Consider the following 11,700-nt stretch of genomic DNA (forward strand, 5'->3'; position numbering starts at 1 on the left):
GATACGCAGAAAATCTTGGTAGAATGTCGGTAGCATTTTTTTGTTGGGGTGGCCGCAAACGCCACCCTCTTTTTTGGGACTCCTCTATTCTCTCAAACAATTGTCCCGTCTGGCTTCCGTCTACCTTGTCACCCTCTCAGGAGTTGGCCACGTTGCGACTGCGAAATATGGTGGAAGTACTGCACCATTGGAACGCCTACGTTCCCAATCCAGCGTATTTGACTCAACGGGGGGCAACTTTTCTGTTCGATCGCCACGGAACTCTACACTACGAACATCGCGATCGCGCCATTTTGGGATTTGCCGAAAACCCCAGCAATCCCCTTTCGTTTTTGTCGGAATATCGCGACGCAGAGAAACCCGCGACACAGCCAGAAACCGCAAAAAATCCATAAAAAAAGCGATCGCCTCGAGTCCGAAACTTAAGGCGATCGCATTGACGAGATAGAGGGATTTCAATCGTAAACTGAAATCCCCTCGACCCAACCCTACTTGACGGACACTTTCGCGCCAGCGTCTTCGAGTTGTTTCTTGGCATCTTCGGCAGCGTCTTTTGCCACAGCTTCTTTGATGGCTTTGGGAGCGCTTTCGACCATTTCTTTGGCTTCTTTGAGACCCAAGCCGGTCAAGCTGCGAACCACTTTGAGAACCGCAATTTTCTTGTCGCTGGGGACTTCTTCCAAGACCACGTCGAATTCGGTCTTTTCTTCGACTTCTTCAGCCGCAGCAGCACCGCCACCCGCCATCATACCGGGAGCCATCATCATCATGCCGCCGCCAGCGGAAGCGGAAGCGTCCACGCCGAAGGCTTCTTCGATTTGTTTGACTAATTCGGAAGCTTCCAGCAGAGACAGAGTTTTGAGCTGTTCTAAGATTTGTTCGGTTTTTTCGGACATTGTAGAGAACTCCTTGTGTGTTGACAAAAAATCCAGAGTTGAGAAAAAATCGGCATACGATCGAGCTTATTGCTCTTCTTTTTCGGATACCGCTTTGACGGCGCGAACCAAAGAAGACGGCACTTCTTTGATACCCACAGCCAGTTTTGTCGGAACGGCGTTGAGGCCGACTGCCAGTTTCGTCGGAATCGAATTGATGGCACCGGCAATGCGGGCGATCAGTTCTTCCTTCGTCGGCAGTTCGGTCAAGGCTTTAACCTGGTCTGCTTCCAGTTTTTGCCCTTCCATGACACCACCGCGAAGCTCGGTTTTTTTGGTGTCTTTTTGGAAGGCTTGGTAGGCTTTAATCGCGCTACCGAGATCGTCTTGAACGAATAGGAATGCCGAAGATCCTTTCAAAAAGGCGGTCATCGGTTCCCAGGTTTCGTCACCCTCAATGGCAATTCGCATCAGGGTGTTTTTCGTCACCTTACAGGTTGCGTTGGCTTCGCGCAGGCGTCCCCGCAAGTCAGTAATTTCGGCGACTGACAGCCCTTGATAATCGATGACGACGGCTAACTGAGTGTCTTTCAGTTGTTCCTTAAGTTCGGCAACGATTTCTTTTTTGTTTTCTAATGTTCTGCCCAAACGGATTCACCTCCTTTACGGCTGGGCTATACCTTGGGAGACACGCTCGAACCAGTTCTATATACTCCAGAACTCCGCTCTCCCATCCCTCGAGCGAACAGGTCACGAGTGCCGAAACACTCTTCACTCTGCCCTCTTCACTCTTCACTGTCTTCTCCCCCCCTCCCCCCTCGAGCGAACAGGGTCTGAGTTCTGAAACACTCTGCCCTCTTCACTCTTCCCTGCAAAAAATTCCCCCGACGGACTGCCGGGGGAAAGCGTGATTTTGGGGGCGATCGCGTTTTTTCGATCTTCCAAAATCGGAATGCTTCTCACCTCGGCAGGACGTTACGCTTTCCAGCAGCCTACTGTCTTTGGCGTGAGGGGGTATTCAGTTTTAGGTCTGTTTCATTGACAAACTGAATGTTTTGTGCTAGGGAATTCTGTCTTTTTACGCAGCCGCTTCGGCCAGTTTCAGGTCTCGCAGAGCGGTCACGTCCACTTCGATCGACGGTCCCATGGTCGAAGAAACGTAAACCGTGCGCCAGTAACGACCTTTCGCCCCCGAAGGACGGTTGCGATCGATACATTCTTGCAGGGCTTTCAAGTTCGTCAGTAAATCTTCCACGGAGAAGTCGGCTTTCCCAAACATCACGTGAACGATTCCAGTGCGATCGGCCCGGAATTCCAGTTTACCAGCTTTGAACTCAGAAATGGCCTGTTCGAGATCGAACGTGACGGTTCCCCCTTTGGGCGAGGGCATCATTCCTTTGGGACCCAGCAAGCGACCGAGTTTCGCCACCTGGGGCATCATGTCCGGCGTAGCGATAACTAAGTCGAAGTCGAGGCGACCTTGCTGGATTTCTTGAATCAATTCTTCGGAACCGACGACGTCAGCACCGGCATCGGAGGCTTCTTGTACCTTCTCGCCTCGGGCGATGACAGCAACTCGCACTTCCTGTCCGGTTCCCTTGGGTAGCGCTACAGTAGTCCGCAGTTGTTGGTCGGTGTATTTCGGATCGATCCCGAGCCGAATGTGGGCTTCGGCCGATTCGGGAAACTTCGCCGTCGCCGTCTCTTTGAGGAGTTGGAGGGCTTCGGTCGGTTCGTAGGGACGATCTTCAACTTTCTGTTGAAGTTCTTGTAATCGACGAGAAATTTTCTTTGGCATTCGCTTGTGTGGGGTCGCTAACGAAGTATTTGACCTCTCCCCCATTCAATAGTTCGACAAACAATTGAAGTGTCGTACGAGATCTCTCAGGCAATTGTGAAGACGCGAGATTAGTCTTCAACTTTTACGCCCATGTTGCGGGCGGTTCCTTCGATGATGTTCATGGCCGCCTCGATGTCGTTGGCATTGAGGTCGGGCATTTTCGTCTCGGCAATTTCTTTCAACTGCGCCCGCGAAATCGAACCGACTTTGGTGCGGTTGGGTTCTCCCGAACCTTTCTCGATACCGGCCGCTTTCTTAATCAAAACTGAAGCGGGGGGCGTTTTGAGAACGAAGGTGAAACTCCGATCTTCGTAAACCGAGATTTCGACGGGGACGATGGTTCCGGTTTGGTCGGCAGTTTTGGCGTTGTACTCTTTGCAAAACTGCATGATGTTCACGCCGTGCTGACCCAAAGCCGGACCGATGGGCGGTGCGGGGTTCGCTTTACCCGCCGGAATCGCGAGTTTGATAAGCGCGACTACTTTTTTAGGCATTCGTTAACTCTGTTTTTCGACTTGATTGAACTCTAGTTCGACAGGCGTGTCCCGTCCGAAAATCGATAGCAGTGCTTTAAGCTTGCTCCGTTCGGGACTCACTTCAATGACTTCGCCTTCAAAGTCTTTGAACGGCCCCGAGAGTACGACGATCTTGTCGCCCGTCTCCATATCGACTTTGACGACCGGTTCTTGCTCTCCGGTTTGCTTGAAGATGCGTTCGACTTCAGATGGACTCAGTGGCATCGGTTTGACGTGACCGCGGCCGCGTCCGTAGCGGCGCCGTTGCTCTGCCCCGACAAAGTTAATCACATTGGGGGTATTTTTGACAACCTGCCAGACGTCGTCGTCGAGGATCATCTGAATCAGCACGTAGCCGGGAAAGACTTTTTCCTCGATGTTTTGACGAGAGCCGTCTTTGCGGATTTTGACGGCCGGCGTTTGGGGAATCGCGATCTGCAAAATGCGATCGGCAACGTCAAGGGTTTCCTTGCGCTGTTCGATGTTGGCTTTGACCCGCTTTTCGCAGCCAGATGCCACCTGCACGGCATACCAACGCGCTCGCGCCGGTTTCCGTGGAGCCTCTTCTACGTCCTCTGAATCGGTGTCGTCCCAACGTTCGTCGGGTTCGTATGGTTCGTTCGATGAAAAAGTCATCCGAATATTTGCTTTGCAGCCCAACCGAACAAGTTATCGACCAAATAAATGGCCGTCGCCAGCAGCGTTACCATCAGCAACACGGCGGCTGACTCGCTGATGACTTGTTGTCTCGACGGCCAAACGACCTTAGCGAGTTCTTCTTTGGTTTCTTGGAGAAACTTTAGGGGATCGAACCCTTTGCTCGTCTCTTGGGCGTTGGCTCCGTTTTTCTTCGCCACGACGATTCACCTCTGTTGACGGATTGCGTCTCGATCGATTCGAGTGCCGACGAATCGATTGTGTTGCCCGATGGTTGGCAAGACCGTTTTGTCTGTGGCCTCGATCCGCCTATCAGACAAACTCACCCGAAAGCTATCTTGTTTTTCCGACCGTTCGATCGGCAACTGAGTAGCTTTCGGGTAGAGCGTCTCTCAAAGAAATTAGGTGGTTCAACGCGCCCTGGAGGACTCGAACCCCCGACATCGGGTTTTGGAGACCCGCGTTCTACCAACTGAACTAAGAGCGCATCCCGTCTCGTTCAGACGTCGAACCCCTTCTTAAAGAGTGTACCACACGGCTACCGTACTCGAGCAAGTTATTTTTTAGATTTCTTTTTGGTTTTGGTTTTGGTTTTGAGAGCTTTTTCGATGGGGCGATCGAAACGCTGTTTGAGTCGGGTTGCTTTACCGACGCGATCGCGCAGGTAGTAGAGTTTGGCACGGCGGACTTTACCGCGACGGAGTACTTCGATGTAGCTGATTCTCGGGGAGTGCGGCAGGAACACCCGCTCGACACCCACGCCTTGGAAAATTCGGCGGACGGTAATGCTTTGGTTGATACCGCCGTTTTTCATGGCGATGATGGTTCCCTCGTAAGGCTGAACCCGCTCTTTTCCACCTTCTTGGATGACTACGCCGACCCGGACGGTATCGCCGACGTAAATGGTTGGGATATCGGACTTAATATATTCCGATTCGATCGATCGGATGAGTTCTTGACCCTTCATAGCTGCCTCGATACGTTGCAGCCTTCTATCGTAGATCGGACTTCCCCGTCAAGTCAATTTTTGGGGAACGGGGAAGCAAGGGAGAGGGGGAGCTTCTTCAGGGAAGAGGGAAGAGGGAAGAGTGGGGAGTTCTCCTCATCCCCTCATCCCCTCACTGGTGACTGGTGACTGGTGACTGGTGACTGGTGACTGTCTTCATCGCGCTCTGGCGACGATCGCTCGGTGTCGGGGATCGCTGGGGGCGGTTTCGAGATGCTCGAAGCCTAGCTTTTGTAGGGTGGCTTCGACGTCGAAGGTGTAGTATTCGTCGCTCCAGGGTTCGGTACTCTTCATTAAGACGAATAACGCCGGAGGTAGGTTCTGAATCACTTTGGATTTTGGGTTGTTGTCCGCGATCGCGATAATTCCGCCGGGACGCAGGATGCGACGCGCTTCTTTGAAAATGGCTTCTGTGGCAGCGTTGGGGAGTTCGTGCAAAATAAATTGCAGTGTTACGAGATCGAAACTGTTGTCGGGAAATTCGGTGGCTTCGGCTAATCCGTGAACCCAGCGATCGATCTCGTTGTCGCTATCGAGATGTTGCGCCACCGCTAGCATTTGCGGCGATAAGTCCAAACCGATGATGTTCGCGGGTTCGCTTTGACGCGATCGCAGGTAACGATGCAGCGATCGCGTGGACATTCCAATCGAACATCCCACGTCTAATACGTCGCGAACGGGATAGCAAAGGTGTTTGTCTACAATGTCGTAGAAACTCGTCCGCAGGCGATCGTAAGCTACGTCAGGGGACAGGTTCTCTTTTGGCGTCACGCGCAACGCCATCGCGTAAGTGGCGGGTTCGGCTTCAAAGGCTGCCAACCAACAGAGGTTTCCCTCGTCGTAGGCGTGAAACGGAACGTTGTAATAGTCGGGATAGGTAACGTTGGGATTCGTCAGGCGATCGGCTAATGCTTTCACGTCGGAGGTGTCTAACGCGGCTACGCGATCGCGCCAGGGGATACCGTTACGTTCGGCCGTGCGAATCATAACCCGCCGCGCCTGCTGTTTCATGGCACGATACAGAAACGGCGTTTGAATCAGTTGGTTGACTAGGCGAGAGAGCCAGTCGTCTCCAGCCCATGCGGGTTTGTTCAAGGTTTGGCTTGTCATCGTATGGTTGTTTTATATCGCTAGAGCGATTTTATCGGATTTCTTCTCAATATCTCGAAGATACGGTGTTAGAGAGCAGTTCGACAGACAGGCAACTGGCCGCGAACCCGCGATCGTCTAAAATTGCAAGGATATACGAAACCTTAGAAACGTCGATCGAATTGAACTAAAAATGAATCAAGCGACCCCAGCCAAGCCTCTCGATGCGATGGCGTTCTTCGAGCAGAGTGCGGGAACTTGGCATTCTCAGCGAACCACCCACCACCTCCCCTTCCGTCGCGCCGAGTTAGGCGGATCGGAGATTTACGTCGAAACCCTCACCGCCGACGATCCCCGCGTTGTAGAAATCTGCCAAATGCACGATATCGATCCCGCCGATGCTTCTGGTGGGGCGTTCGTGCGCTGGAACGGTTCGATGCAGTGGGATCGCGAGAACGACGAAAACCACGCCGGATCGACGGTATTCGCGATCGTTCCCGACTCCAACGATCCCCGCCAAGGGAAAATGTTGCGCGAACGGGGCTATGCTGAAGTGGTTCCCGTCGCCGGACGCTACGAACTCGACGACGACGGCGGCATGATTTTGATTACGGAATACGAAACCATGAGTTCGATCGAGCGGTTTTGGTTCCCCAGTCCCGGCGTGCGGATGCGAACCAGTACGGTAAAACGGTTTGGTGGGTTTAGTACCGCGACGTTCTGCACCGAAAGCCGCCTCGAAGACGACACGGACAATTTAGATACGAATCCCGATGCCAGTTCTGAAGCCAGTCAGCCGTTTTATTCGGTTTTGGGATGGTAAGCTTTAACACGAAATAGAAAGCGATCGCAAAAATGTAAACAAAGTTTACGTTTTTTGTTAAAAATTGTTGCTGGCATTCATAAAAATGAGACTGGGAGAAACCCGATCCCCTACTCTAAAAGTTGGCTAGTCCATGGTTGAATAGCAAATCGTTTAAGCGTAGGGAGATATTAACGTGGCACTTCCCTTACTCAATTACACGCCGAAAAGCCAAAACGTGCGTGTAGCCGGATATGAAGTTCCCGGTGAGGAGCAGCCCTACATCTTCGATACCGAAAACCTGCCTTCGGGCGGTGGCATGGAAGAAGTGATCTGGGCTGCTTATCGCCAAATTTATAGCGAACACCAAATTCTCAAAAGCAACCGTCAATCGGTTTTAGAGTCTCAACTCAAAGACGGTCGCATTACGGTGCGCCAGTTTATTCGCGGCTTGTTGTTGTCCGATCCGTTCCGTCGTCGGAACTTCGACGCCAACAGCAACTATCGCTTCGCGGAGTTGTGCGTGCAGCGCGTTCTCGGACGCGACGTGTACAGCGAACGCGAGAAAATCGCCTGGTCGATCGTCATCGTCAACGAAGGCGTTCAGGGCTTCGTCGATAAACTGCTCGGCAGCGACGAATACCTCGAAAACTTCGGCGACACCATCGTTCCGTTCCAACGTCGGCGCAACCTGCCGCAACGGGAACGGGGCGAAACGCCGTTCAACTTGAAAACGCCCCGTTACGGCGCGTACCACCGCGATTTGTTGGGCTTCCCTCAAATCGTCTGGCAAAACGCGATTCGTCGCTTCCGTCCTCAAGAAAAGCAACCCGTCGAGGGCAATCCCGAACGGTTCTTGGGTATGGCGCGTTCGATGGCACCGCAGCAAAACCCCGTTCCTCGGGTGTCGCTGCAAACTCTCAACTATCTGTCTGCCGTACCTCGTCGCTAAGCGAGGGTTGGGCGGCCAGTTTGGTTGTATTTCACTAAACCAAAGAATTGGGGCGAGTGCGTCCGCGTTCCGATCGCTTCGGCGATCGAGGCGTGGAAGGGGTCGCCCCAATTTTTCAAGGAGACAAGGAAGAAACTGTTACCTGTTCGCTGTCTTCATACGGAATCCGCACACCATAGCCCCTTTTAACGCGATCTCCCAAAATCGATTTAAGTCCCGGCGTACAGGGAATTTACGACGGAGGCCGAAAAACAGGTTTTTCAAAACTGGATTCCGTATCACTGGTGACTGGTGACTGGTGACTGGTGACTGAAAAGCAACCAGTGGGTATAGCTGTAGGAGTGAGGTGGGGAGAGGTTGCCGTCGGGATAGGAAGTGAGAGTCTCGTTGAGAATTTCGATAAGGTGCGATCGCGCGCTGGGGTGGGGAAGGTCTAACTCGTAAGCTAAGCTCCAACTGAGGCGATAGGGGGTTTGCAGTTGTGTGAGTTCGTAGCGCACGTCGCGATATTGCCGCTGCCATCGGGTTTTGTGTGTATCTATCCACCAGCGATCGCTAAATTGGGGCGAGATAATCGGTTCTTCAACCCATTTACTCCAGCGTTCGACTCGTCCGGCATCGTCTCCGACAGGCCAAACCCCTAACGCCGATTCTCGCCACTTCAGCTCGAGACTGTCGCCGTGGCGTCGTTTGATGTTGATGGCTTCGCTTTCGGGAACCATTAAGTAAACGTCGGTTCGGGAATCTCCACAGGAGAGCCAGTTGCCGGGACAGTCTTTGAAAAACCACCGTTTGACGGATTGGGGCAGTTCTCCATCGAGAAACCAACGAACTTCTTGTGTGATGAGGGGAGCGGACATGGCAGCGCGATCTATAATACCGTTCGTTTTCTCTATATCGATCGTTGCAGGGGCGATCGCTCCTTGTCTTCCGTCCTGAGATAGAAAAACGCCCCATGCTCCCCGAGAAAGCGATAAAAACCCTCTGTTTTGAGGAGGCGATCGAAGTTGACGCCAAGGCGATCGAGGTTTTATGCTCGAAAGGTTGACGAGTCGTTCGTCCAAACTTCACCAAGGCGCGATCGCAGTTCGCTGCGTTTTCTAGAATGCGTTCTCTCTTCACCGCGAGGGGAGGGCGATTGTGTTTTTTTAAGACGTTTTCTCGCAGAAGTTGGTCGGACAACAACTGTTCTATCCTCGATCGCTATCCTATCCGAAACGCTCTCATGAAACTGGTTTGCACCCAAGGGGATTTTAACGCCCATTTGTCTCTGGCCACCCACGCCGTCCCCTCTCGTCCCACTCACCCGGTTTTAGCCAACGTGCGCCTGACGGCGGACGCGGACAACCAACGCCTACAACTGACTGCCTTCGATTTAAGCTTGGGCATTCGCGTCAGTCTACCCGCCCAAATCGAAGAAGGGGGCGAAATCGCACTTCCGGCAAAACTCCTCAACGATATCGTATCGCGTCTTCCTGACGGTGAAATCACCCTGGAAAACGAATCCGATACGACGCAAACGACCCTCACATCTGCTTCAGGACATTACCAAGTTCAGGGGATGAGTTCGGAAGAATTTCCCGAACTTCCTGCGATCGAAAATGGCAAAGTCGTGCGACTCAGTACCGAAGCCCTCATCGAAGGCTTGCGGGGAACCCTCTTCGCCACCAGTTCCGACGAAACCAAGCAAGTCCTAACGGGGGTTCACCTCATGATGAAGGCGGACGGGTTAGAATTCGCCGCCACGGACGGCCACCGTCTCGCTGTAGTCGAAGCAGTGAATTTAGAAGACGAAGATACACCCAACCCGGAAGTCGAAGAAGAAGCCTTTGAGGTGACGGTTCCAGCCCAGGCGTTGCGGGAATTAGAGCGGATTATCGGCAAACGCACCGGAACTGACCTTATCGCGTTACATTTCGATGAGGGTCAAGCGGTATTCGAGATTGAAGACCGACGGTTGACGAGTCGGACGTTAGAAGGATCGTATCCGGCGTACCGTCAGTTAATTCCCCGTCAGTTCGAGAACCAGGTCAACGTGGAACGACGCCAACTGTTAGGGGCGTTAGAGCGTATCGCCGTGATTGCCGATCGCAAAAATAATATCGTGAAGTTTAGCTTTGATGCCGAGGCGCAACAGTTGACGTTGAGCGTGGACGCCGCCGATGTGGGAAGTGCCAACGAAAAGCTGACCGTGCAGGTATCCGGCGACAGTATCGAAATTGCGTTTAACGTGAAGTACGTGATGGAGTCGCTGCGAAACCTTCAATCGACGGAGATTCAGATGCAACTCAACACCCCCGTTTCTCCGGTGATTTTAACGCCGCTGGGTGGAACGAAGATGACGCATTTAGTGATGCCGGTGCAAATTCGCGATTGATGTCGGCATCAAAAAGGGACGCGTTCGCGCGTCCCTGTTTTTGTATCCCAAGTTTTTCGAGTGGTGTCGTGCGTTGGCGGCTGCGTTAACGCAGTTTGGTTAACGGGAACACACGAGCTGTTCGCTTTCTTGCTCGAGAATTTCGAGCAGTTGTTGGTTGCCCTGTGCTTTGGCTGCGGCGATGCGTTCGGACAGTCGTTGGCACAGGTTGTCCCGGTGAATGCGGGCAACTTCGCTCAGGCTAATTTCCGTTGCGGTCGTCGGCGTTGCGGCGACTGGGCGGCCGTCGGCGGTTTCGATACGCCCGGTTTCCGTCGTCCGGTAGGGGACGCCGCGATATTTAAACTCTGCAACTGGTTGCAGAACTGTCATATGGCGCGGATAGGTCACGTGATAGGATTGTCCGCGATAAGTGGCTAGAATTTCGCTTTCGGTCATTTCTAGCGTTGGGGGGTTGGAGTCGTAGCGGACACCGCGATAACAGAGTTTCATATTTTTCGAGTTCCTGAGTCCGAGACAACAAAGATGTTTGCTTAGCGGTCGAGACTTCGTTGCTGAAATCTGGACTTTTATGCTATTAACAGAGTTTATTCTGTATCTATTTTTACATTTTTGAGTTAGGTATGTCAACATAAGTCGATATAAATCTTTGCAATTCCGACCGGCGATCGCGATTCTTCTATCCAGCGTGTACACTAGAGTTTTAGCGTTTGGTGACACAATACAGCGAAAGTGTGAATGAGGCTCGCACCCCGCCCCGATTCTGAAAGAACGTCTCGAACTCTCCCCCATCGAGAAAAACTCGGCGCGATCGCGCCCAAATCCCGATTGTATTATTTACGACAGCGACGGCGACGACAAAAACAGGTCGTCCGACTCTTGCTCGAGCGAACGTTACTCGTTACGCTCGTCGCAGTACCGATCGCAACGATCCTGTTTCCGGGGTTGCGGTGGTTGCTCCTGCGCGAATTCGACGGAGTCGTGGGGTTGATGTCGCGAGAAGTCAATTACGTCGTGCATCTGATGAAACTCGATCGCAAAACGCGATCGCGATCGAATGCCTTCGTCGAAACTGCCTCTCGAGATTTATCACCCGAACTGCGCGCTCTCCTCGACACGATCGCCTTTGCAGAAGGGACTCACGACGCCCTAGGCTACCAAACTATTTTTACGTTCGACGAATTTTCTAACTTTAACGACCATCCTCGGCGAGTACGTTGTGCGAAATATTACGGACAACATCTGTGTTCCGACGCAGCCGGACGCTACCAAATGCTCAGTTCTACGTACGATTCGGTGGTTGAAGCCACGGGACTAAGTGACTTTTCTCCCATTTCTCAAGACCTAGCGGCCGTCGAACTCATCCGCCGTCGCGGAGGGTTAGAAAAGATAGAAAACGGTGATTTCTACGGCGCAATGCGGGCGATAAAAACGGAGTGGGCGAGTTTGCCCGGTTCGGGTCACGGACAGCCCGAGGTCTCGTTGGAGGAGTTAAAACAGGTTTACCAACGACGGTTGAAGCATTACCGAAACGGGAGTTGAGGAGCAAGGGAGAGGGGGAGAGAGGGAGAGAGGGAGAGAGGGAGA

Annotated in this window: 14 protein-coding genes, 1 tRNA gene and 1 pseudogene; 5 read left to right on the forward strand and 11 right to left on the reverse strand. The window is 52.7% G+C overall.

Translation table 11 applies throughout. From position 1 onward, the window contains the following. Positions 1-140: 140 nt before the first annotated feature. Positions 141-395, forward strand: a pseudogene (locus POG22_RS00345) (AhpC/TSA family protein); the annotation flags it as partial. A 93-nt stretch (positions 396-488) separates the two neighbouring features. Here POG22_RS00345 and rplL read toward each other — a convergent pair. The 9 genes from rplL to POG22_RS00390 form a co-directional block, all read right to left on the reverse strand. Then, positions 489-896 (reverse strand): 50S ribosomal protein L7/L12, encoded by a 408-nt coding sequence (gene rplL / locus POG22_RS00350; protein WP_498902987.1) that lies wholly within the window; start codon positions 894-896, stop codon positions 489-491. A 66-nt stretch (positions 897-962) separates the two neighbouring features. Next, positions 963-1,523, reverse strand: a complete 561-nt coding sequence (gene rplJ / locus POG22_RS00355) for a 50S ribosomal protein L10 (RefSeq protein WP_017661074.1) — start codon at positions 1,521-1,523, stop codon at positions 963-965. Positions 1,524-1,953: 430 nt separating this feature from the next. Continuing rightward, complete coding sequence (rplA, locus tag POG22_RS00360; protein WP_017661075.1) at positions 1,954-2,673, reverse strand: 50S ribosomal protein L1; 720 nt, start codon at positions 2,671-2,673, stop codon at positions 1,954-1,956. A gap of 110 nt (positions 2,674-2,783) precedes the next feature. Then, a complete protein-coding gene (gene rplK / locus POG22_RS00365) occupies positions 2,784-3,209 on the reverse strand; it encodes a 50S ribosomal protein L11 (RefSeq protein ID WP_017661076.1) in 426 nt (141 codons plus the stop codon). A 3-nt stretch (positions 3,210-3,212) separates the two neighbouring features. Continuing rightward, entirely contained in the window at positions 3,213-3,866 is a 654-nt protein-coding gene (gene nusG / locus POG22_RS00370; RefSeq protein ID WP_017661077.1) for a transcription termination/antitermination protein NusG, read from the reverse strand. Further along, a complete protein-coding gene (secE, locus tag POG22_RS00375; RefSeq protein ID WP_017661078.1) occupies positions 3,863-4,087 on the reverse strand; it encodes a preprotein translocase subunit SecE in 225 nt (74 codons plus the stop codon). Before secE ends, nusG begins: the two co-directional genes overlap by 4 nt. 214 nt (positions 4,088-4,301) lie before the next feature. Then, positions 4,302-4,374 (reverse strand) — tRNA-Trp (locus POG22_RS00380). A gap of 69 nt (positions 4,375-4,443) precedes the next feature. Further along, the gene (gene rplS, locus POG22_RS00385; protein ID WP_063716684.1) at positions 4,444-4,854 is read right to left on the reverse strand and encodes a 50S ribosomal protein L19; all 411 of its coding nucleotides are present in this window, start codon (positions 4,852-4,854) and stop codon (positions 4,444-4,446) included. A gap of 195 nt (positions 4,855-5,049) precedes the next feature. Next, the gene (locus tag POG22_RS00390; RefSeq protein ID WP_498902990.1) at positions 5,050-6,003 is read right to left on the reverse strand and encodes a class I SAM-dependent methyltransferase; all 954 of its coding nucleotides are present in this window, start codon (positions 6,001-6,003) and stop codon (positions 5,050-5,052) included. A 172-nt stretch (positions 6,004-6,175) separates the two neighbouring features. On the opposite strand from POG22_RS00390, the gene POG22_RS00395 reads away from it, so the two are divergent. After that, positions 6,176-6,805, forward strand: a complete 630-nt coding sequence (locus tag POG22_RS00395; RefSeq protein WP_063716682.1) for a phycobiliprotein lyase — start codon at positions 6,176-6,178, stop codon at positions 6,803-6,805. Positions 6,806-6,980: 175 nt separating this feature from the next. Then, entirely contained in the window at positions 6,981-7,736 is a 756-nt protein-coding gene (locus POG22_RS00400; protein WP_063716681.1) for a phycobilisome rod-core linker polypeptide, read from the forward strand. A 278-nt stretch (positions 7,737-8,014) separates the two neighbouring features. Here POG22_RS00400 and POG22_RS00405 read toward each other — a convergent pair whose 3' ends face one another. Further along, a complete protein-coding gene (locus tag POG22_RS00405; protein ID WP_498902993.1) occupies positions 8,015-8,596 on the reverse strand; it encodes a hypothetical protein in 582 nt (193 codons plus the stop codon). 365 nt (positions 8,597-8,961) lie between these two features. On the opposite strand from POG22_RS00405, the gene dnaN reads away from it, so the two are divergent. Further along, complete coding sequence (dnaN, locus tag POG22_RS00410; RefSeq protein ID WP_498902995.1) at positions 8,962-10,113, forward strand: DNA polymerase III subunit beta; 1,152 nt, start codon at positions 8,962-8,964, stop codon at positions 10,111-10,113. Between the two features lie 99 nt (positions 10,114-10,212). On the opposite strand, the gene POG22_RS00415 is transcribed toward dnaN, so the two are convergent. Next, entirely contained in the window at positions 10,213-10,605 is a 393-nt protein-coding gene (locus POG22_RS00415; protein ID WP_498902997.1) for a DUF4278 domain-containing protein, read from the reverse strand. Positions 10,606-10,851: 246 nt separating this feature from the next. Here POG22_RS00415 and POG22_RS00420 point away from each other — a divergent pair, with 246 nt between their 5' ends. Beyond that, complete coding sequence (locus POG22_RS00420; protein ID WP_150128431.1) at positions 10,852-11,655, forward strand: glycoside hydrolase family 24 protein; 804 nt, start codon at positions 10,852-10,854, stop codon at positions 11,653-11,655. The last annotated feature ends 45 nt before the right edge of the window (positions 11,656-11,700 follow it).

The organism is Geitlerinema sp. CS-897 (assembly GCF_028368005.1).
Lineage (GTDB): Bacteria > Cyanobacteriota > Cyanobacteriia > Cyanobacteriales > Geitlerinemataceae > Baaleninema > Baaleninema simplex.